Origin of the sequence: Weissella cibaria KACC 11862 (assembly GCF_000193635.1) — a bacterium.
GTDB lineage: Bacteria > Bacillota > Bacilli > Lactobacillales > Lactobacillaceae > Weissella > Weissella cibaria.
This window is the reverse complement of sequence record NZ_AEKT01000009.1, coordinates 21,533-43,511: the sequence shown is the minus strand read 5'-3', so window position 1 is coordinate 43,511 and position 21,979 is coordinate 21,533. Positions and strand designations below refer to the sequence as shown.

Below are 21,979 nucleotides of genomic sequence, written 5' to 3'. Positions count from 1 at the left end.
ATATATGAAGGGCGGTGAAGCTGATGAGTCGACAACCAATCGTCGTTGCAAATTGGAAAATGAATAAGTTGCCAAGTGAGGCCGAGGGGTATATTCAGGAGGTTGCACCAAAGTTAGCCAAGTATCCGAACGTTGATACAGTATTGGCGGGGCAAGATGTATTATTGAACGCGATGGTATCGGCGGCCAAGGGGACATCGGTGTGCATCGGTGCTGAAAACGTGTATTGGGAAGATCGGGGTGCCTATACAGGAGAGACAAGTCCAGCTGCATTAGCTGATTTGGGGATCCAAGTGGTCATTATTGGCCACTCAGAGCGGCGGAATTATTTCCGTGAAACTGATGAAATGGTTAATCTGAAAACGTTGGCCGCGCTACGGAATGGCCTAATGCCGATTATTGCTATTGATGAGGCAGTCCAATTGGAGTCAGAAAACGATCACGCCCATTGGATTGTGAATCAAGTCGTTGAATCGCTAAAAGGGGTAGCGATAGCGGACCTAGGTCGCGTTATGCTGGCCTATGAGCCAACGGCAGCGATTGGATCTGGTCAGGCGATGGGGCCAGAAATTGCGCAAAAAAGTTTGCGGATTATTCGCCAGACAGTGGCTGATATGTTTGGTCAACCAGCCGCTGATCAGATGCGTATTTTGTACGGGGGTTCCGTTAAACCAACTAATGCCTATGAATTGTTAGCGCAACCGGACATTGACGGTGTCTTGGTGGGTGATGCGGCACTTGATGCCATGACGTTTATTGAGTTGGTTAGTCTAGCTGATCAAGCGAAGCGATCTTTGCAAAAAGAGGCGTGAAATATTCAGATTCCGTTACGGTTTGATTCACGAGTTAGCCGTACCTAAGCGATAAACTGATGTGTATAGATGAAATAATACACAATGAATCAGAAGCTTAGGGGGACATGAGTGATGTTTGAATTTATGACGAAGATTTTGTCAGATGGTAATTTTGTGAAAATCTATCTAACGTCAGGTGAGTCATTCATTTTGAATGAACTTGATGGTGAGGCAGAGGGTGTTATCTTTGGATCACGTGATGCTTCAGGGCGTAAGGTACGTTATGCAGTGACGGTTGCCGAAATTGCGGCAGTTCGCGAACACTGGTAAAAAGAAAAAAGACACCGCAGTTGCGGTGTCTTTTACTATTTAAGTGTATTTTGTTCAGGTTCAACCATCGTGACTGTGTCATCACTTGAGCTAGCCGGGTGGATACCAGCAGCAATTAACTTGTCATTAAAGTTATGTTGGTTGTCACGCGTGTTTGTCACGTGCGTATCAGCGCTTTGATAGGTGGTATGTTCAGTGGTTGGTGCTAGGCGCTCCATGGCATACGAGGCCCCAAATAGATAAAGTGGCACCGCAATTAATAATCCCATTAACCCCAAAATAGAAAATTTAATTTTTTTCATTTAAACGCAGCCTCCTTCTCGTTGGTATGCGTACTTACGTTTTAACTATGCATATAAAGTAACACGAGATTTCATGACATAGTGGACAGTAATGTAACAAATGCAACACGGAATAATTGCTACTATTTATCAGTAAGTGTTTCGTATACGGTTCGCACAATAATCGTAATAAAGGGCAATGAATTGCTACACAACGTGTGAATTATGTTACAATAAATGACAAGGGATATTCCCAGATAACTATACTTTTAAAACAAGTAAGGAGAAGACAACATGTCTGCAATTACTGATATTTACGCACGCGAAGTCTTGGACTCACGTGGTAACCCAACTGTTGAAGTTGAAGTTTACACTGAATTGGGTGGTTTCGGTCGCGGAATCGTTCCTTCAGGAGCTTCAACTGGTGTTAACGAAGCCGTTGAATTGCATGACGGTGACAAGGGTCGTTTCTTGGGTAAGGGAACATTGAAGGCCGTTGAAAACGTTAACAAGGTTATCAAGGACAAGTTGGTTGGTATGGATGTTACTGACCAAGTTTTGTTGGACCGTACGATGATCGAATTGGACGGAACTCCAAACAAGGGTAAGTTGGGTGCCAACGCTATCCTTGGTGTTTCAATTGCTGCTGCTCGTGCAGCTGCTGACGAATTGGGAACGCCTTTGTACAACTACCTTGGTGGTTTCAACTCAAAGGTTTTGCCTACGCCAATGATGAACGTTGTTAACGGTGGAGCCCACGCGGACAACTCTGTTGACTTCCAAGAGTTCATGATCATGCCAGTTGGTGCAAAGACTGTTGCTGAAGCTATCCGTATGGGTTCAGAAACTTTCCACGCATTGCAAGCATTGTTGAAGGAATCAGGTCACTCAACTGCTGTTGGTGACGAAGGTGGATTCGCTCCTAACTTCGCCTCAAACGCAGAGCCATTTGAGTTCTTGTTGAACGCTATCGAGCGTGCTGGTTACAAGCCTGGTAAGGACATCGCCATTGCCTTTGACGTTGCCTCATCAGAATTCTACGACCACGAGAAGAAGATCTACACGTTGGCAGGTGAGCCTGATAAGAAGGAATACACGACTGACGAGTTCATCGACTACTTGGAGAACTTGGTAAACAAGTACCCTGTTGTATCAATCGAAGACCCTCTAGCAGAAGCTGAGAACTTGGATGATGAAGAGCAATGGGATAACTGGGTAAAGTTGACTGACCGTTTGGGCAAGAAGGTTCAATTGGTCGGTGACGACTTCTTCGTTACGAACACGAAGTTCTTGGCTAAGGGTATCGAAAAGGGTGCCGGTAACGCCATCTTGATCAAGGTTAACCAAATTGGTACTTTGACTGAGACTATGGAAGCTATCGAAATGGCTAAGGAAGCTGGTTACACGGCTATCGTTTCACACCGTTCAGGTGAAACTGAAGACACGACGATTGCTGACTTGGTTGTTGCTACGAACGCGGGTCAAATCAAGACTGGTTCAATGTCACGTACTGACCGTATTGCTAAGTACAACCAATTGATGCGTATCGAAGACTTGTTGACTGACAAGGTTGCTGAATACAAGGGTATCAACAGCTTCTACAACATCGACAAGACTGCTCGCGAAGCTATCGTTAACTACGAGCGCTAATCACGAGTTCGATCGAATAGATTGATTTAATTAAAGACGACACTAACTCGAATGAGTCAGTGTCGTCTTTTTTACGCGCGTTTCCTTTTTTAATGTGTATAATATTAGAATACAATTAGAAAATGAAAAGAGGGGGACGAAATGGTCAAAGTGAGAGAACAGGATATTGCAACACTTTCATTGGGACTGCAACAGGGGAAGTTTAACAGTGTGGAACTAACGACGGCCTATCTTGAACGGATGGCATTTTTTAGTACGCCACCATTCAACGTTAACGCATTGGTCCTTGTTAATCCCGACGCCCTTGCTGAAGCAGAGACGCTTGATGGGGAACGGCAGCACGGTCATGTCCGTGGCCCGTTGCATGGGATACCAATTTTAGTGAAGGATAATATTGATGTTGCCGGGCTGCCGACAACCGCTGGTGCCTTGGCATTAACGAATAATGTTGCGACACAGGACGCCCAATTAGTACAAAAGTTACGCGAAGCAGGTGCCATCATTCTCGGTAAGACGAACTTATCAGAATTTGCGCATTTTAAGTCGGATATTGAACCTTCGGGCTTTTCAGTGGTGGGGGGTCAGACGATTAATGCCATCTTTCCAGACTTAACGCCAAGTGGCTCGAGCTCAGGATCTGGGGTCGCCGCTTCGCTGAGTTTGGCGGCTATTACAATTGGTACGGAAACAAATGGGTCTATTTTGGCACCTGCGCAAGCGAATAGTGTGGTAGGGCTGAAGCCAACCGTCGGGGCGTGGCCAGTAGTTGGCATTCTCCCATTGGCCCATTCACAAGATGCGCCTGGACCGATTGGTAGAACTGTGGCGGACGTTGCGACGGTCTGGCAAGCACTCGGTGGCGCAACGACTGCATCAGTCAGTGATGTGACAGTGTTACAGCCTGACGAAACCGATGTGTTGGCACAACATGTTGTCAATCAAATGATGGCCAACTTAACGAGCTTTACGTTTAAACGGTACGACGCGGTATTGCCACCGTCTGACGAGGCTGCCGAATATCAACGATTGTTATTTGAATTTAAGCACGACTTGGATGAATATTTGCGGGAACGGGGCCGTAACCAATCATTGACTGATATCATTGCATATAACAATGCTGATTTGGCGACACGTGCACCATTTGGTCAAAATTTGTTGCTGGCTGCCGAATCAACCACCGGCGACCTTAGTTCGCCCGTCTATCAAGACGTTGATCGACGGGCACGCAATTATGCCACAACGAGCCTTGAAAAATTGCTGACAGCAAGTGACGTTGTTGTCGGTGCTGACTTTAGGTTGGTTGATTTTGCTGCTGTGGCGGGGTATCCAAGTATTAGTATCCCATTCGGCCAATTTGGGGATGTTACATTTGGCGGGTTAGCAAGCATCATTGCAGTTGCCCGGCCACATGAAGAGGCTAAGCTACTGACGTTCGCTCGGGCGGCTGAAGAAATTGGTCAACGCGTTATCCCAAGTCTAGGTGAAGGATCCGAAACAATGGCTTGGCAAAGGGATTAGCTTTTGGTGAAAACAAGGATGTCATGAGTGAAATCATGACATCTTTTTTTGGTGCTTTTATTCAGACACCTATTACTTCAGGTGCTATACTAATTGGTGATAAAAAATAAGGAAGTAAGCATATCATGCAAGAGAGTCAAAGCGGTTTGAAGCTATGGTTGTCGATGACGGCGGTCGGGTTGTTCACCTTTATGAGCACCTTGGACGGCTCAATCGTCAACATTGCATTGCCAGTTATGTCTAAGGAAATGAATATTCCCATGAACCAGGCAACGTGGACAGTCTCAATTTATTTAATTGTTATTTCAGGATTGTTGGCGTTGTTTGGTAATTTGGGTGATCAACTGGGCAAGATTAAGATTTTTAGAATTGGAACGGTTGTCTTTACCCTTGGTTCTGTCTTGGCGGGAATTGATTTAGGTTTGCCATTTTTGTTATTTGCCCGTTTCGTACAAGCTGTCGGGGCTTCGATGACCATGAGTAATTCATTCGGTATTACGACAACGCTTGCGCCACAAAATTTGCGTGGCCGTGCGATGTCGTTTATCGCTGCGTGGGTGTCACTTGGTTCTATTTTGGGACCAGCCCTTGGTGGTATGTTGCTGCAAAATTTGAGTTGGTCATACATTTTCTGGATCAACGTCCTAATTGGCATTATCGCGATTGTTGCGGGTGCATTCTTGCTACCAAAGTCTTCTAAGCAAGGCGTGAAGCCAGAAATTGACTGGTGGGGTGCCATCTCACTCTTCTTGTTTGTCGCTATCTTGTTCCTAGGCTTCAATATTGCCCAAGTGCAAGGTTTCTTAGCTCCTGTACCGGTGGTGACAATTATTATCGCAATTATCTTCTTTGTTTTGTTCGTGCGTCACGAGCTACATGCAGAGAAGCCACTGCTTGATTTGACGATTTTTAAGTCAAAGTTGTTTACGATTAGTTTGATTACGGCCTTCTTGGTCTTTGTAACGAACTTCTTTATTAATGTGTTGATGCCGTTCTACCTTGAAAACTTGCGTGGGTTGAGCACGGGTACCTCGGGTATGTATATGCTCTTGTGGCCAGTTGCAATGTTGGTATTTTCAGCGGTTTCTGGTACTTTGGCTGATAAGATGGATCGTGAATATGTAACTTTATTTGGTTTGACGGTCTTAGCAGTTGTAATGTTTAGCTGGTTCTTTGCTGGTGCCAACACACCAATGCTAGTGGTTGGTCTGCTATTGGCTGGTTCAGGATTCGGAATGGCTTTCTTCCAGTCACCAAATAATGCCTTGATTATGTCAAATGCGCCACAAGATAAGCTGGGTGTGGCAGGTTCACTAAATGCCTTAGCACGTAACTTGGGAATGATTACAGGTACGACATTGGTAACTTCTGTCTTGTACGCAGTCATGAGCGCACAGCTTGGTACATCAGTTACAACGTATCCTGCTAAGCATCCGGAAGCGTTTGTAGCCGGTATGCACGTTGCATTTGCAGTCGCAGGTATTTTGCTCGTCATTGCGTTTATCATGACGTATTACCGCGTTTGGATGCGTCGCCGTGAGAAGCGCGCCTAGCTAATTATTACGATGATAAAAAGTCACGAGATGTTCGATAATCGAATGTCTCGTTTTTTGTTGAGAGACAGACGTTCGTATGTTATGCTAGACAAGTATAAAAACCCGACATGATCGGGAATGAAGAGGAGGCGCCCACAATGTACAACGTATTGTTGACAGCGATGATTGTCGTTGGCGTGTTAATTATTTTGGCAGTGTTGATGCAACCATCTAAGCAACAAGATGCTTTGTCTGCCTTGTCAGGTGGTGGCGGCGATTTGTTCGCAACGCAAAAGGCACGTGGGTTCGAGGCAGTGATGCAACGAATCACGGCTATTCTTGGAGCAATCTGGTTTATTTTGGGATTGGCACTAGTTTACCTATCTTCACACTAAACACAAACAGCGCTACTGACCTCTCGTGACTTGTTGCGAGGGGTCTTTGATTATATAGAAGAGTGAGATTTTAATGGACGCACAAAAATTACAGGACCAATTATTTGGTTTCCTAAAGGCGAATCCAACCCAAGCCTATCCAGCACAAACGTTGGTCGATGGTTTACGCTTGGATGACGCAAATGCCTTTACAAAGGTTGTTCAAGCTTTAGCAGCTTTGGAACGTGCCGGCAAAGTGAAGGTTAATGATGAAGGCGCATTCCAATATGACGCCGATAAGGAAGGTGTTATCGGAACGTTCAAGTCTAATGATAAGGGCTTTGGTTTCGTGCACTATGATGATAAGGCTGAAGATGTCTTCGTTAACCCTGACAACACAATGTTCGCCGTACAAGGTGATGAGGTTCGTGTGAAGTTGTTGAGTAAGGGTGACACTACGAGCGGTCGCGGGCCAGAAGGTAAGGTTGCCGAGATTATTACGCACGCCCGTGAGCACGTGGTTGGTGAGTTTAAGCTGGGCTCAGAATACAAGGGTTACGTTGGTAGCATCCGCTTGACGGACAAGAAGTTTGCGTCATTTGAATTCCTAGTTAAGGAAGGTGGCGTGGCAGCGACTGACGGCGAAATTGTGATGGCGACGATTGATCAATATCCATCAGCAGTTGCCCCAAAGCGTTTCACGGGTGCGATTACTGAGAAGATTGGTTACAAGGATGAGCCTGGGGTTGATATTCTACAAATCGTGTACAACCACGATGTGCCACACGTTTTCCCAGAAGCTGTCCTAGAACAAGCGAACAAGATTCCAGAAGACGTACAAGATGCTGAACGTGAAGGCCGTGAAGATATTACGGACCAACCATTGGTTACGATTGATGCGATTGAATCAAAGGACTTGGACGACGCGGTTGTTGTCTGGAAATTGCCAAATGGTAACTTCCACCTTGGTGTTCACATTGCGGACGTTTCTCACTATGTTGTTGAAGGCACACCGTTGGATGAAGAGGCCTATAACCGTGGTACGTCAGTTTACTTGACGGACCGAGTTATCCCAATGTTGCCACGCAATATCTCAAATGGTATTGCGTCATTGAACCCTGGTGTGGATCGTTTGGCGATGTCAGCTGAAATGGAATTCACCCCAGCTGGTGACTTGGTTAACCACCGTTTGCACACATCAGTGATGCGTTCGCATGCCCGTATGACTTACAAGGCAGTTAACGCTATCTTGGCTGGTGATGAGGAAACTCGTTCAGAATACAGCGACTTAGTGCCAATGTTCGAAGAAATGGAACAATTGCACAACGCCTTGGCTGCAAAGCGTACAGAACGTGGGGCAATTGAATTTGATGCGCCAGAAGCTAAGATTATTGTCGATGAGACGGGTAAGCCAACGGACATTGAATTGCGTGAACGTGGTTTGTCTGAACGTATGATTGAGTCATTCATGTTGGCAGCGAATGAAACTGTTGCCATGCACTTTGACCAAGCCAACGTGCCATTCTTGTACCGTATTCACGAAACGCCGGATGCTGATCGCGTCCAAAATTTTGTGGACTTCGTGAAGGCCCTCGGTGCACCGGTTAAGATCGATCCCGAAAACATCAAGTCAACTGATTTGCAAGCCATCCATAACTTCTTCTTGGATCGTCCAGAAGAACAAATGGTTTCAACGATGATGTTGCGTACGATGAAGCAAGCCAAGTATTCAGACCAACCATTGGGTCACTTTGGTATCGGCGCTGAGTACTACACGCACTTTACGTCACCAATTCGTCGTTACCCTGATTTGACGGTTCATCGTTTGATTAAGTGGTATGAGAAGAATGGTTTGGGTGAAGAAGCGCAAGCTAAGTACCGTGATCAGTTGGCTCAAATTGGTGAAGACACTTCTGTTCGTGAACGTCGTGCGGTTGACACAGAACGTGATACGGATGCCATGAAGAAGGCCGAATTTATGGCTGACAAGGTTGGCGATGAATTCGAGGCAGTCGTTAATGGTGTCTTGAAGTTCGGTATGTTTGTGTCATTGGAGAACACGGTTGAAGGGTTGATTCACACATCAAACTTCACGGATGATCAATATGTTTACGACGAGGCCCACATGGCCTTGATTGGTCGTCGTTTCCACCACATCTATCAAATTGGACAACCTGTTAAGGTACGTTTGGTTCGTGTGGATAAGGAACAATCAGCGTTGGACTTTGTGTTAGTTGATCCTGATGCTGCGCCAATCACGGATATTAAGGTACCTGAGGACCGTCGTGGTGCCTTTGGTGGTCGTAACCGTGGTGAACGTCGTAGCAACGACAAGAATAACCGCTCAAGCAAGGGTGGTAAGACGCACAACGGTGGAAAGCCATTTGGTGCGAACACCGACCGCAAGCCAGAATCAAAGCACCAAAACACAAACCGTAAGGGCCGACACTAAGAAGATCATAGAGTGGTGGTTTTCTCGTGAAACAAGAAAACCATCTAAACGGAGAAAAGCTTTAGGAGGTCATTATGGCCAAGAAGAAGTCAAATAACGATGGTGCACTTGCAACCAACAACAAGGCGAAGTACAACTACTTTATTGGTGAGACGTACGAAGCGGGTATTGAACTAACCGGAACGGAAATTAAGTCGGTCCGGGCAAGTAAGATTACGATTGCTGATGGGTTTATACAGGTGCGTGATGGGCAAGCTTGGCTAGATAATGTGCATATCAGTCCGTTTGAACAGGGAAACCGGTTTAACCATGAGCCATTACGTAGCCGACGTTTGTTACTCCACAAAAATGAAATTAAAGCGCTTGGTGAAGCTACGGCGCAACAAGGTAAGACAATCGTGCCGCTGCGAGTTTATTTAAAACATGGTTTCGCAAAGGTATTGATTGGGGTTGCAACGGGTAAGCATAATTACGATAAGCGTGAGACAATTAAAAAGCGTGATCAGGAACGCGATTTGCGTCGTAATCTGAAAGTTCGCTAAAAAAATGAGCCGATATTACTAATATCGGCTCATTTTTTGCATAGTTTTGATAAGTAAAGCGCTATAATGGGGGTGTTTTAGAACAATTATTTTTGGGGGAAAAGAAAATGAAGATTAATAAAGATTTAGCATATGGGGCAGATGCGTTACAAAAATTAGATATTTACGAGCCGGAAAGTGACGCAATTGCCGATATCGTCCTTGTTCATGGTGGCGGCTGGTGGCAAGGTGATAAGCGTAAGGAGGATGAACTGGCCAGTGCGCTTGTCGCGGCAAACTTTCGCGTTGCAGCGATTAATTATCGTTTAGCGAATGGTGCGACGGGCGAGAATATCTTTCCCACTCAACGGACTGATGCGGTTACAGCGGTAAAGTGGCTTGTTGCAAATGAAAATTTCCGGTTAGATAAGCTAGTTATGTGGGGTGCCTCATCTGGTGGTAATATCGCCTTAGAGGCCGCGCAATTATTAGCAACGCCAACGGTCTCATGGTCAGGATTAAATGATTTAGCCGGATTCATGGCAACGCATCCTGACGTCGTGGGTAAGCAACTAATTATTGGGGCTGATGTGAAGTCAAAAGATATCGATCAAGATGGTGAAAACCAAGCCTACTATAAGTGGTTAGTTGATAATCTAACAGCAAATGGACAAGTACCATATGAAACGGCAACCATTTATGATCGGTTAACACCCGCAACGAAACCGGTCTTTATTGCAAATTCGATGACTGAGTTAGTGCCAGTTGGCGAAGTTGCGACCTTAATGAATCGCTTAATCACATTAGGGGTCGGGGTTGAAACCTTGGTTTTGCCAGGTGGACGTCATGGTGAAGGGTATATGGTTGATGCTTTGCCGGCTTCAATCGCCTTTGTGATCCGTGTGTTGGACTTGAGGGCAGCGTCATGAGTGAGACACAAAATTCACAGTCGATTACGGTCTCATTAGGTGCTTTTTCATTTGTCACGGCTTTATCTGGGGCGAGTGTGACACTGGCTTTGCCACGCATGGCACGTGCATTTGACGTTAGTGCATCCTTAAGTACTCAGGTTGTACAAGTTGGCCTCATTACGACGGTTGTCTTCTTGGTCATGTTTGGTCACGCGGGTGACGTTTTTTCGAAAAACGCGGTCTACCGAGCTGGTGGCTGGGTGTTTATTATGGGCTCGCTCTTAACTGGTATCGCACCTAATTTTATTGGTGTGTTAGTTGGTCGCTTTGTGCAAGCGGTGGGTTCAGCGATGGTCATGGCGAATGCGATGGGTATCATTAACGAACACTTTGCTGACAAGGAACGCGCCAAGGCACTGGCTTATAATTCCATGTTTATCTCGGTTGGGTCAATTTCAGGTCCTGCCGTTGGTGGCTTAATTACATCGATTTTGTCATGGCGATGGATCTTTTTACTAAACGTACCGGTCGCCGTCGCGATTATGTTCTGGGCGAAGGGGGCCTTTCCTCGGCCGCGACTAACCTGGGCTGATATTCGTGAACAAGCGCGACGTGTTAACTGGTTAGGACAATTAATTTTTTCAGTCGGTGTCGTTTTAATGTTCAGTAGTGGTTGGATTACATTGCCAGGACTGAACCAATTCACAAATATGATGGTCTTTCTGGTCGGTGGTGGAATCGTCACGGCGTTATCATTCTTGCAGGATGATTTTGCACCGTCACCTTGGATTGACCCACAAGTCTTACGGAATATCACCTTCTTAACGTCAACCAGCGTGTTATTCTTGGCCATGTTCGTTAATTCCTTTTCTAACATCTTGTTGCCGTTCTATCTACAGGATTACTTACCGTTTTCCCCGGGCGTGAGTGGTTTGATTGTTGCCGCCCAATCTGTCGTGATGTTATTGCTATCACCGTTTGTTGGTCGATTAGCATCAACGCCTGAACGACGGCCGCAACTGGTGACAATTGGCCTAGCCATGTTGTTAGTGTCGCAAATTGGTTATGCTTTCTATGGTGGCCAGAGTGGCTTAGGCTACGTACTGTGGCCAATTATTCTAAACGGGGTGGGAATGGCATTTACCTTAACGCCTAACAATTCGATTACGATGGGGTTGGTATCACCGAACCTGGCTGGTGTTGCCGGTTCGATGAATTCATTATTCCGGACAATTGGCATGGCGGTCGGTATTAGTTTTGCGACAAACTTCCTGTATGCACAACTACCAGGCGTTAAGCACATCACGCGTGGCCTAGGCACAACCTACCTGCACGCAAGTCGGATTGTCTTTTATGTCGCAGTCGGTGCGTCGCTGATCGCACTTATCATAAATGTTTGGCGGACAGCGACCAGTAAATCGGAAATGTGAGCAAATCTGACATCACACAACATCTTTTTTCTGAATGAGAGTAAGATACTAGCATATAGAATAATATGGGTGATTTAGGAGGATTTCGTCATGCGCAAATGGCTGACCGGCCTGGTAGTGCTAGTTGCGACCGTCATGGGGATGACAGTCGGCGGGCAAACGATGCATGCAGCATCGCATTACACGATTACAACGGATACGACGTTCCCACCATTTGAGTTTCAAACCCAAGGTGGGGATTATCGTGGTATCGACATGGATATGCTGAAGGAAATTTCGAAGCGCGAACACTTTACGTATACGTTGAAGCCAATGAGTTTTAACGCGGGTGTACAAGCGGTTCAGGCAGGCCAAGTTGACGGTATCTTGGCGGGTATGTCGATTACGGATGAACGTAAGCAAACGTTTGATTTTGGTACACCATACTACAAGAGTGGTATCGTTATGGCAGTTGCTAACAAGTCTAAGGTGGATTCACTGAAAGACTTGAAGGGTAAGACCGTGGCAGCCAAGACGGGTAGTTCTGGCGCGATGTATGCGCAACGAATGGCCAAAAAGTACGATTTCAAGATTACCTACTTTAATGATTCAAACACGATGTACAATGATGTCATCATCGGTAACACCGTGGCGGCTTTTGAGGATCAGCCAGTAATGGCCTATGCGATTCAACAAGGCACAAAGATGAAAATTGTGACGGACCCAGCTGATGGTAATTGGTACGGCTTTGGGGTTAAGAAGGGCACTAATGCAGCGTTGCTAAAGGATTTCAATGCTGGTTATGCCAAGTTGGTCAAGGATGGCACTTACGATAAAATCGTTAACCGTTACCTTGGTGAAGGTGGGTACAACTACAAGGAAAATGCAGCTGCTAAGTCGGCTGCTGACCAATCTATTTGGTCGTTGATTAAAGAAAACAAGGCGGCTTTGCTTGATGGATTGATTAAGACGTTGCAATTAACAATTGTTGGTATCATCTTGGCAGCTCTTTGGGGTGTGCTACTTGGTGTGATGGGTGTTGCGCCAAGTAAGCTTATCCGAGGCTTATCATCAGTTATTATCTACATCTTCCGTGGTTTGCCAATGCTAGTTTTGGCCTTCTTTATTTATATTGGAATTCCTAATTTGACCGGCCAGAAGATTCCAGCCTTTACAGCTGGTGTCATTACGCTGATTTTGAATGAAGGTGCCTATATCGGGGCGTTCGTGCGTGGTGGCTTTAAGTCAGTTGATCCGGGTCAGCTAGAAGCTGCTCGGTCACTTGGTATGCCATATGGTAAGGCAATGCGTAAGGTTGTGATGCCACAAGGAATTCGTTTGACGATTCCTAGTTTCATTAACCAATTTATTATCACGTTGAAGGATACATCAATTTTGTCAGCAATCGGAATTATTGAACTGACACAAACGGGTACGTTGATCATTGCACGTAACCTCCAAGGGTTCAAGGTCTGGTTAATGATTGCTGTTTTGTACTTGATTGTCATCACGTTGTTGACGTGGTTATCTAACTGGGTAGAAAAGAGGATTAACTAATGGCAGCGATTGTTGAAGTGAAGGATGTTCACAAAAGCTACGGTAAAAACGAGGTCTTGAAGGGCATTAGTTTGGACGTTGCAGAAGGCGAAGTGGTTGTTATGATTGGACCATCTGGTTCAGGAAAGTCAACTTTCTTGCGTTCGCTTAATAAGTTGGAAGAAATTAATTCTGGTCAAATTAAGATTAATGGTTGGGATTTGGTTGACCCAAAGAACAACATTGATAAAACACGCGAAACGATTGGCATGGTGTTCCAACACTTTAACTTGTTTCCACATTTGACGGTGTTGGAAAACATGATGTTGGCCCCAGTTGAAGTAGGTAAGCAAAGCAAGGCTGAAGCTGAACAGACGGCCCGTAAGTTGCTTGATCGGGTTGGCCTAGCTGATAAGGCGGATGTTAAGCCGAACACTTTGTCGGGGGGACAAAAGCAACGTGTAGCGATTGCACGTGCGTTGGCCATGAATCCAAAGATTATGCTGTTTGATGAGCCAACGTCAGCCCTTGATCCCGAAATGGTTGGGGATGTATTGGCTGTTATGAAAGAACTTGCGGAAGAGGGGATGACGATGATTGTCGTGACCCACGAAATGGGCTTTGCCAAGCAAGTTGCTGATCGGGTTGTTTTCTTCGCTGATGGTTATATTCGTGAAGAAGGCACGCCTGAGGAAGTCTTTAATAACCCTCAAGATGAGCGCACACGCGACTTCTTGAATAAAGTTTTGAATGTCTAATGAAAAATCCCGCTGGTCATTGTTGTGACCGCGGGATTTTATTATTCCGTAAATTTCAAACCGACAGCGGCGGCTAAGATGATGGCGATAAATAGAATACGTTTCCAATCGCGTGATTCGCCGTAAAAAAGCATACCAACCAGGGTACCACCGACTGTACCAATGCCAGTCCAGACAGCATAGGCCGTACCCAATGGAATATCACGAATCCCCAGTGAGAGTAGTGATAGACTAAACCCGAAGCTAATGAGTAGCCCAACGATGGCCGACCAGTGCCGGCGACGGTGCCATTCATTCATCATGACGACACCACTGGTTTCGCCAAGTCCAGCTAAAATAATAAATAACCAAGCCATTATGCGTCCTCCATTAATTTCAAACCAATAACCCCGAAGAGTAGGGCCGCAATTAAGCCCAATTGCACGACACCGAGTGATTCACCATAGAACGCCCAGTTGGCAATGATGGTCGCGACGGTACCAAGACCAACAAAAATGGCGTAGACTGTGCCGACAGGTAATTCATCACTTGCCTTAAGTAGCATGAAGAAAGAGGCAATCAGGGCGAAAATGGTTAACCCAGTCATCCAAATATTGTCGGCGTGTTTCATCCCCAACACCCACATGGGTTCAAAAACCACTGCAGCGGCCACCTTTAGCCACGGATTTCGTAATAAAGTCATCATATTTCCTCCTTTGGCCGCATCAATAGAAAAGCCTGGGAGTTAGCGGCATATGTCGTTAACTCCCAGGCTTTTGTCCTTCCGTGTACGTGCGAGCACGCGGTCGCTCTTGGACCAGACCACAGTAACTGTGCGGAACCCTAGCGACGCTTTTGATGCGATTTAATTGATGTACCAAGTGTAACAAATTGGGAATGGCTTGGCAAACCGGGCTTTAATTCGCGATATGACGATCCAAGTAGCGGTTCACGACCAGTCATGAAAGTGAACCAAGGCGCCGTTCGACCACTCGCAATGAATTGCCAGCGGTCCAGAAATGCCGTGATTAAGACGAGGGCAACTTCATTATCAACATCAGCGATTTGAATGGTTAGTCGGCCATCGCCTTTTGGAAAAGAGGCTGCCAGTTGGTGGCGCATTTTGCTGATTTGAAAACGTTGTTTATCCAAATTGCCGAGGATTAACCAATTCACGCCACTCACGAAGAGAACTTCTCGAAGCTGCAATGATAAGCCAATTGACCCAACCTGGGTGTTAGCGACCCGTAATATAAAACGGGGCAAAAAGCCAAGGGAAGCTTGCTCTAATTCGGCTAAGACGTGAGCACTTTTATCAAGAATTTTTAAACGATTACCAGTTTGTCCCATTTCTCCGGTAATATAGTATGCAATAGTCCCCAATTCGTTGGTGACCAGACTCATGCCTGTTGCGGCATGGGTGACTTGTGTTAGATATAATTCACGCATGTGGGCACCCCCTTAGCCCTATTATATAGTTAAACCAAATAAAATGTGAGGCATAACCATGGCAGATTTAACCGACACCGACTGGCTGCAACCTTTGACTGAGCGATTAGGGCAGTCGTATTTTGATGCAGTCCAGCAATTTTTAAAAACAGTTTATGCGAGTGGGGCAGTTTATCCAGCTCGTGAGAATGTTTTCGCCGCTTATCGGGCAACACCACTCAGCCAAGTGAAGGTCGTTATTCTTGGGCAAGACCCATATCCGAATCCAGATCAGGCACAAGGCCTTAGCTTCTCGGTGCCTGCCGGCATGGCATTACCAAAGTCACTTGTGAATATCTACAAAGAATATGTCACCGATTTGAATCAGCCAGCACCACGGACGGGTGATTTGCACGCCTGGGCTGAGCAGGGCGTGCTTTTACTGAATACAGTCCTAACAGTGCCCGCTCATCAGGCAAATGGGCATGCTGGTAAAATTTGGGAACCATTGACCGACGCCACCATTAGTTTGGTTGCCCAGCAATCGCAACCAACCGTTTTTATTCTGTGGGGAAAACCAGCGCAAAAGAAGGTCCCGCTAATCACGGGTCCAAATAACTTGATTTTGCAGGCACCACATCCAAGCCCGTTGTCAGCCTATCGTGGGTTCTTTGGGTCACGCCCGTTCTCACAAGCGAATGCCTTTTTAGAGGCCAATCAGCAACAACCAATTCGGTGGTAATGATTTCTGTGTGAAAAAAATCACAAAAATTGTCACTTTTGACTAGTAAACAAAAGCGATATTTGTCATAATAAGGTTGTAATAAAAAACGCTATCAAGCTATAAAAAAACGGAGGTTTTCCATCATGGAACTCTTTGAGCAATTGTCATCACAAATTAAGGGCCAAGGTAAGACTTTGGTATTCCCAGAAGGTGAAGATGTACGTATTCAAGGCGCAGCAGTTCGTTTGGCTGCGGAAGAATTGGTAAAGCCAATCTTGTTGGGAAGCAAGGCAGCTATCGAAGCGACTGCGGCAGCAAACAACTTTGATTTGTCAGGTTTGCAAATCATTGATCCTGCAGAATACCCAGCAGATGCACGTGAGAAGATGGTTGATGCTTTGGTTGAACGTCGTAACGGTAAGACGGATGCGGCAACTGCTTCAAAGTGGTTGGAAGATGTTAACTACTTCGGTACGATGTTGGTTTACCTTGAAGTCGCTGATGGTATGGTTTCTGGTGCAACGCACCCAACTGGGGACACAGTTCGTCCAGCTTTGCAAATTATCAAGACGGCCCCAGGTTCATCACGTATTTCAGGTGCCTTCGTGATGCAACGTGACGACGAACGTTACATCTTTGCAGATGCAGCGATTAACATCGATATCGATGCCCAAACAATGGCTGAAATTGCTGTGCAATCAGCTAACACGGCCAAGGTCTTTGGAATTGATCCAAAGGTTGCAATGTTGAGCTTCTCAACGAAGGGATCAGCTAAGGCCCCACAAGTTGATAAGGTTGCTGAAGCAACGCAATTGGCTAAGACGGCTGCACCTGAATTGGCTATCGATGGTGAGTTGCAATTTGATGCAGCGTTTGTTGAATCAGTTGCAGCTGCTAAGGCCCCTGAATCAGAGGTTGCTGGTCACGCGAATGTCTTTGTCTTCCCAGATTTGCAATCAGGTAACATTGGTTACAAGATTGCGCAACGTTTGGGTGGCTTTGAAGCAATCGGACCTGTCTTGCAAGGTTTGGCAAAGCCAATTTCAGACTTGTCACGTGGTGCAAATGAAGAAGATGTCTACAAGGTAGCCATCATCACGGCTGCACAAGCTTTGGCATAATGATTAAATAATAACTAGAAACGCAAATTTGCCACGTGCAAGTTTGCGTTTTTTGTTGCCCTGAAACGGTCAGTTGACTCCCTTTTTCACCTGTAATATGCCTGTTAAAAATGGTATACTTGACATTATGAGATTAACAGTAAACACAGTTGAAGAAACACAAACGCTAGCGGCCCGACTAGCAAAACTGGTTCAACCGGGTGATACAATTTTGTTGAATGGTGATCTGGGTGCTGGTAAGACAACCTTTACACAAGGTTTGGCGCGGGCGCTTGGTATCCGTCGTCCTTTGAAAAGCCCAACTTTTACACTAGTACGCGAGTATCAAACTGAAAACTTTCCCCTCTATCATTTAGACGTCTATCGTTTAGGTGAAGAGGGTGGCGGTGATGAATTAGGTTTGGCAGAATACTTCGGTGGTGAAGGAGTCGCATTAATCGAGTGGTCAGAGTTTATTCAATCAGAATTGCCTCAAGATGTGCTCATCATTGATTTGGCACGCCTTGACCAGGATGAGACGGGACTATTACGGACGATATCAGTGCGAGCTACCGGGCCTCGTTCAGAAGCTATTTTAGCTGCTTTGGAGAAATAACATGGAATTAATGATTCGACCAGCTGAAGGTCGTGATGCCGAAAAGTTGCTGGCGTTGCTACATCAATTACAGACAGAATCGACAACTTTTATGGTTGCGCAAGATTTAGAAACGATTGATGGGGTTACTGAGGCGGATAATATCAGTTTTCTGCAAGCAACCACGAATAATATTATTTTAGTGGTTGCTAGTGATGAAGACGATTTGTTTGGTTTGATTTCGGCGGCTGCGATTCCAGGCAAGCCACGCGAAGTTGAAGTCGGCGTCGCCGTATTGGCAGCATACCAAGGATTTGGCCTTGCACAAGCACTGATTGATGAAATGCTGACTTGGGCTCGCGAGTACAGTACGGTTGATGTCATTCGTTTAACCGTTCAAAGTCATAATGCGCCAGCAATTCATATTTACGAAAAGGTGGGCTTTACCCGCGTACCTAATTCGGAAACGTTGGTAGAAAATAGTGTGGGCGAACAGGTGCCAGCGTTTGATATGCTGTTAAACTTGAAGTAAATAATGGGGTGCACGATTTATGAATTTTGTCGCAATGGACTTTGAAACCGCGAGTGCCCAACGCCATAGTGCTGTTTCAATGGCACTTGTTGTTGTACGTGACAACATACTCGTGGATGAATTTTATACACTAATTAAGCCGGAATCGTATTTTGATGCCCGAAATACTAAAATTCACGGCATTACGGAAGCTGATGTTGTTGATGCGCCAAAGTTTCCAGAAGTATGGGAACAGATTAAGCAGTTTTATACCGCTAATCAACTTGTCATCGCGCACAATGCACCGTTTGACAACGGGGTACTACGTGAGACATTAGGCCACTATGGCATTTCAGCCCCACATTACCTGTCATTAGACACGGTGCGGACGTCACGCAAGTTGTATCCACAGCTACCAAATCACAAGCTGAACACGGTAGCCGATGCCTTGCAAATTGATTTGAAGCACCACCACAATGCCTTAGATGATACCGTTGCAGCGGCTCGAATTTTGGTAACGCAAGCCGAACAGTTTGGGGTCGATCCTTTGAAGCAACTGGTTAAGGTAATTTAACGAGGAAAATAAGAGAGATGAACACAAATGAACTTATAACAGCCTTTCCAGGGCTAGACATTCGTCAACATGTGGCTTTATCTGCGTACACGAATACGCGTGTGGGCGGTGAAGCTGATTTGGTATTTTGGCCCCGGACGGTCGCTGAGTTACGTGAAGTGGTTGCTTATGCAACTGCACATGACGTACCGATGACGGTGTTGGGCAATGCCTCAAACTTGATTATTACAGACGATGGGTTGCGCGGCCTCACGATTTTCGTGACGAAGCTGAATGAGGTGGCCGTGTCAGGCAACCGCATTAAGGCAACCGCTGGGGCAACCATTATTGATGTTACGCAAATTGCCCGTGAGCACAGCCTGGCTGGGATTGAATGGGCCGCTGGTATTCCTGGTTCAGTCGGTGGTGCGGTCTTCATGAATGCGGGCGCATATGGTGGCCAAGTTGATGGGTGGCTTGAATCAGCTGAAGTCATCACACCAGCTGGTGAAATCAAAAGCTATAGCAATGCCGACTTGCAGTTCAGCTACCGTCATAGTTTGGTCCAAGATACAGGCGATGTTATCATTTCGGCAACGTTTAAGCTCCAACCAGATGATGGGGCAGCAATTGAAGCACGTATGGAAGACTTTAATCAAAAGCGAGCTAGCAAGCAACCATTGGAGTTTCCATCGTGCGGGTCTGTCTTCAAGCGTCCAGAAGGCTACTTCGCGGGTAAGTTAATTATGGATGCTGGCCTACAAGGCTTCCAAATTGGGGGTGCCCAAGTTTCAACTAAGCACGCTGGGTTCATTGTTAACCGCGGTAACGCAACGGGTTCAGATTACGTCAATGTGATTAAGCACGTACAAGCGGTGGTTAAAGAGAAGTTTGGGGTTGATTTGGAAACTGAAGTTCGTATTTTGGGTAACTAATGAATTGAATTAAGGGAGGAATTATGGAACTATTACAAACCATTGTGGGGCTAACCTCATTGGTGGTCATCGGTAATATTTTGTCGCATTTCCTCAAACGTGTGCCGGTCAGTTTGATCCAAATCAGTTTGGGTCTGCTGGCCGCTTTGTTTTTAAATGTACACATTGAATTAGATACAGAATGGTTTTTGCTATTATTTATTGCACCATTGCTGTATTCAGACGCCTGGCGATTTCCGAAACGAGAACTTTGGGAGTTGCGCGGTGCGATCTTTGGAAATGCTATTTTACTAGTCTTTTTAACGACCATTCTGGGGGGCTTTATTATTTATGGCCTCGTCCCAGAGTTACCGTTGCCGGTCGCATTTGCGATTGCCGCGATTTTGTCACCAACTGACCCAGTCGCTGTGGCTGCGATTGCCAAGCAAGCCAAATTGCCACCGTCAATCATGCACTTGGTGGCCGGTGAAAGTTTGATTAATGATGCCAGCGGTTTGGTCGGCTTTAACTTTGCTGTCAAGGCAGCATCCGCTGGAACCTTTTCATTATTAGCCGCCACCGGTAATTTTTTCTACATCTCATTGATGGGAACGTTGATTGGATTGGTGCTCGGGTTCTTACTGAATATTCTGGGTGATTTCTTATCATCAAAGGGTGCGACTGATGTTGTCTTGCGCGTGGTGTTGCAATTATTTAGCCCATTCTTGCTGTACTTATTGGCTGAAGAAGTGCATGCGTCAGGGGTTATTGCGGTAGTCGTTTCGGCGATTGTGCAAAACCTCCACACGAAGAATGACGCTGACTATTCAGGTGAGTTACACGTCGTCGGTATCAACACATGGAATGTGTTTGGTTATTTGTTGAATGGTTATATTTTCGTGATTTTGGGAATTGAACTACCATTGGCAACTGAATTGGGCAATGTGATTTCTGTACCAATGGCCATCTGGTATGCCTTTATTACCTGGGTTGTTATCTTTGGGATGCGTGTCATTTGGACATACATTAACCAATGGGTTCGATTAAAAAATCACCATAACGAAACAGCGTCATGGCGGGTTGCCTTGCTATCTGGTTTGTCAGGTGTGCGTGGGGCCGTGACAATGGCCGGTGTGCTATCGGTACCGTTGGTGACTGATGCGGGGATGCCATTCCCACAACGTGCCTTAATGCTCTTTATTGCAGCGGTGGTCATTATCATTTCATTGTTGGCCGCGATTATTTTCTTGCCGTTGCTGGCTGAAAAGCCAAAGACGCAGGTTCCGCCAGGTGAAAAGAGTCCGCAGGCGGTGGTCGCACAGCACATGTCCGAGCCACGTGCCCGTGTGTATGTCTTGCAGTCAGCCGTCCGTGAAATTGAGACGCGCCGTCGAGAATCAAATCAAGCCATTGCTTATGAAATTATTCTGCGTTATCAAATGCAGATTCGCCAATTGCAGATGCGATTTATGAAAATCGATAAACTTAGTCCGATTTTGAAAGCCGAAATGAACCTCCGTGAAATTGCATTGGACGCGGAACGAAGTGCATTGCGAGGGCTTTTGGTTGATGAAAAAATTACACCATTGGTATTTGCAAGTGAGAATCGCCGGATTGATCGTGTGGAAGCGGACTTGGATGATTTGATTACGCATGATAAAACCAAGCGGACATGGCGTCAATTGAAGCGTTTTGTGATTTCAACCCGTCGATCAATTCGCATTTGGTTGAGTGACGATTCATCTGATCGCTTAATTGCGGAATACAAGCTTGCACGTCATGAATCATCGAAGGCTGCGATTGCGGCAATTTCAACGTATTTGGCAAGTGAAGATGGTCAAGCGTCAAAGACTGACCAAACGGCAGCCTACAACTTAATCATTATGTATCGTTCACGCTTAGAGCATCAGAAACATAATGGTGGGCAATCGGAGGCATTGGTGCGCATGGACCTTGAAGTGGCTGGACTAAACGCACAGCGTGAAGCCACCCAGCATTTGTATGACGCGCACTTTATTTCCGCCGAGACGGGCTTACGGATTCGTCAAATGATTAATTTTGCTGAAGCTGGTCTATTAACGGATGAAGAAGAGTAGGGGGCAGTAC

Annotated in this window: 23 protein-coding genes and 1 riboswitch; of the genes, 19 read left to right on the top strand and 4 right to left on the bottom strand. The window is 45.9% G+C overall.

All coding sequences use genetic code 11. The features are described from left to right. The first annotated feature begins 23 nt into the window (after window positions 1-23). Window positions 24-812 carry a triose-phosphate isomerase gene (gene tpiA, locus ESE_RS0101330; RefSeq protein WP_010370009.1) on the top strand — a complete coding sequence of 263 codons (789 nt, stop codon included), beginning with the start codon at window positions 24-26 and terminating at the stop codon, window positions 810-812. A 114-nt stretch (window positions 813-926) separates the two neighbouring features. Then, on the top strand, window positions 927-1,124 hold the full coding sequence (locus ESE_RS0101325; RefSeq protein WP_010370006.1) for a hypothetical protein: 198 nt from the start codon (window positions 927-929) through the stop codon (window positions 1,122-1,124). A 35-nt stretch (window positions 1,125-1,159) separates the two neighbouring features. Here the strand turns inward: ESE_RS0101325 and ESE_RS0101320 are convergent, their stop codons facing one another. Continuing rightward, a complete protein-coding gene (locus ESE_RS0101320; RefSeq protein ID WP_010370004.1) occupies window positions 1,160-1,426 on the bottom strand; it encodes a hypothetical protein in 267 nt (88 codons plus the stop codon). A gap of 273 nt (window positions 1,427-1,699) precedes the next feature. Between ESE_RS0101320 and eno the strand changes: the two genes are divergently transcribed. From eno to ESE_RS0101270, 10 genes are all read left to right on the top strand, one after another. Then, entirely contained in the window at window positions 1,700-3,055 is a 1,356-nt protein-coding gene (eno, locus tag ESE_RS0101315; RefSeq protein WP_010370001.1) for a phosphopyruvate hydratase, read from the top strand. Window positions 3,056-3,196: 141 nt separating this feature from the next. Beyond that, window positions 3,197-4,573 carry an amidase family protein gene (locus ESE_RS11250; protein WP_010369998.1) on the top strand — a complete coding sequence of 459 codons (1,377 nt, stop codon included), beginning with the start codon at window positions 3,197-3,199 and terminating at the stop codon, window positions 4,571-4,573. 125 nt (window positions 4,574-4,698) lie between these two features. Beyond that, a complete protein-coding gene (locus ESE_RS0101305) occupies window positions 4,699-6,126 on the top strand; it encodes an MFS transporter (protein ID WP_010369996.1) in 1,428 nt (475 codons plus the stop codon). A 140-nt stretch (window positions 6,127-6,266) separates the two neighbouring features. Beyond that, window positions 6,267-6,503, top strand: a complete 237-nt coding sequence (gene secG, locus ESE_RS0101300) for a preprotein translocase subunit SecG (protein WP_003608067.1) — start codon at window positions 6,267-6,269, stop codon at window positions 6,501-6,503. A 73-nt stretch (window positions 6,504-6,576) separates the two neighbouring features. Beyond that, complete coding sequence (rnr, locus tag ESE_RS0101295; RefSeq protein ID WP_010369983.1) at window positions 6,577-8,934, top strand: ribonuclease R; 2,358 nt, start codon at window positions 6,577-6,579, stop codon at window positions 8,932-8,934. A gap of 74 nt (window positions 8,935-9,008) precedes the next feature. Beyond that, complete coding sequence (gene smpB, locus ESE_RS0101290) at window positions 9,009-9,476, top strand: SsrA-binding protein SmpB (RefSeq protein ID WP_010369980.1); 468 nt, start codon at window positions 9,009-9,011, stop codon at window positions 9,474-9,476. Between the two features lie 107 nt (window positions 9,477-9,583). Further along, window positions 9,584-10,384 carry an alpha/beta hydrolase gene (locus ESE_RS0101285; RefSeq protein WP_010369977.1) on the top strand — a complete coding sequence of 267 codons (801 nt, stop codon included), beginning with the start codon at window positions 9,584-9,586 and terminating at the stop codon, window positions 10,382-10,384. Next, a complete protein-coding gene (locus ESE_RS0101280; protein WP_010369974.1) occupies window positions 10,381-11,796 on the top strand; it encodes an MFS transporter in 1,416 nt (471 codons plus the stop codon). The genes ESE_RS0101285 and ESE_RS0101280 overlap by 4 nt, the downstream gene beginning before the upstream one ends. 90 nt (window positions 11,797-11,886) lie before the next feature. Next, window positions 11,887-13,332, top strand: coding sequence for an ABC transporter substrate-binding protein/permease (locus tag ESE_RS0101275; protein WP_010369971.1), 1,446 nt, complete (start codon window positions 11,887-11,889; stop codon window positions 13,330-13,332). Then, window positions 13,332-14,069 (top strand): amino acid ABC transporter ATP-binding protein, encoded by a 738-nt coding sequence (locus ESE_RS0101270; protein ID WP_010369968.1) that lies wholly within the window; start codon window positions 13,332-13,334, stop codon window positions 14,067-14,069. The genes ESE_RS0101275 and ESE_RS0101270 overlap by 1 nt, the downstream gene beginning before the upstream one ends. A 41-nt stretch (window positions 14,070-14,110) precedes the next feature. On the opposite strand, the gene ESE_RS0101265 is transcribed toward ESE_RS0101270, so the two are convergent. The 3 genes from ESE_RS0101265 to ESE_RS0101255 form a co-directional block, all read right to left on the bottom strand. Then, window positions 14,111-14,425, bottom strand: coding sequence for a DMT family transporter (locus ESE_RS0101265; protein ID WP_010369965.1), 315 nt, complete (start codon window positions 14,423-14,425; stop codon window positions 14,111-14,113). Then, window positions 14,425-14,754 (bottom strand): DMT family transporter, encoded by a 330-nt coding sequence (locus ESE_RS0101260; protein ID WP_224228719.1) that lies wholly within the window; start codon window positions 14,752-14,754, stop codon window positions 14,425-14,427. The genes ESE_RS0101265 and ESE_RS0101260 overlap by 1 nt, the downstream gene beginning before the upstream one ends. 57 nt (window positions 14,755-14,811) lie before the next feature. After that, window positions 14,812-14,906, bottom strand: a riboswitch (guanidine-I (ykkC/yxkD leader). Beyond that, complete coding sequence (locus ESE_RS0101255; protein ID WP_010369961.1) at window positions 14,892-15,497, bottom strand: LURP-one-related/scramblase family protein; 606 nt, start codon at window positions 15,495-15,497, stop codon at window positions 14,892-14,894. Its footprint overlaps the riboswitch before it by 15 nt. Before the next feature lie 58 nt (window positions 15,498-15,555). Between ESE_RS0101255 and ESE_RS0101250 the strand changes: the two genes are divergently transcribed. The 7 genes from ESE_RS0101250 (at window position 15,556) to ESE_RS0101220 (ending at window position 21,969) form a co-directional block, all read left to right on the top strand. Continuing rightward, window positions 15,556-16,218 (top strand): uracil-DNA glycosylase, encoded by a 663-nt coding sequence (locus tag ESE_RS0101250; RefSeq protein WP_010369957.1) that lies wholly within the window; start codon window positions 15,556-15,558, stop codon window positions 16,216-16,218. Window positions 16,219-16,343: 125 nt separating this feature from the next. After that, window positions 16,344-17,321 carry a phosphate acetyltransferase gene (gene pta, locus ESE_RS0101245; RefSeq protein WP_010369953.1) on the top strand — a complete coding sequence of 326 codons (978 nt, stop codon included), beginning with the start codon at window positions 16,344-16,346 and terminating at the stop codon, window positions 17,319-17,321. 127 nt (window positions 17,322-17,448) lie between these two features. Next, the gene (tsaE, locus tag ESE_RS0101240) at window positions 17,449-17,916 is read left to right on the top strand and encodes a tRNA (adenosine(37)-N6)-threonylcarbamoyltransferase complex ATPase subunit type 1 TsaE (protein ID WP_010369951.1); all 468 of its coding nucleotides are present in this window, start codon (window positions 17,449-17,451) and stop codon (window positions 17,914-17,916) included. Window position 17,917: 1 nt separating this feature from the next. Further along, the gene (locus ESE_RS0101235) at window positions 17,918-18,427 is read left to right on the top strand and encodes a GNAT family N-acetyltransferase (RefSeq protein ID WP_010369949.1); all 510 of its coding nucleotides are present in this window, start codon (window positions 17,918-17,920) and stop codon (window positions 18,425-18,427) included. A gap of 19 nt (window positions 18,428-18,446) precedes the next feature. Further along, complete coding sequence (locus ESE_RS0101230) at window positions 18,447-18,980, top strand: 3'-5' exonuclease (protein ID WP_010369947.1); 534 nt, start codon at window positions 18,447-18,449, stop codon at window positions 18,978-18,980. 17 nt (window positions 18,981-18,997) lie between these two features. Then, window positions 18,998-19,894, top strand: coding sequence for a UDP-N-acetylmuramate dehydrogenase (gene murB, locus ESE_RS0101225; RefSeq protein WP_010369945.1), 897 nt, complete (start codon window positions 18,998-19,000; stop codon window positions 19,892-19,894). A gap of 23 nt (window positions 19,895-19,917) precedes the next feature. Continuing rightward, a complete protein-coding gene (locus ESE_RS0101220; protein WP_010369943.1) occupies window positions 19,918-21,969 on the top strand; it encodes a Na+/H+ antiporter in 2,052 nt (683 codons plus the stop codon). Window positions 21,970-21,979 lie beyond the last annotated feature (10 nt).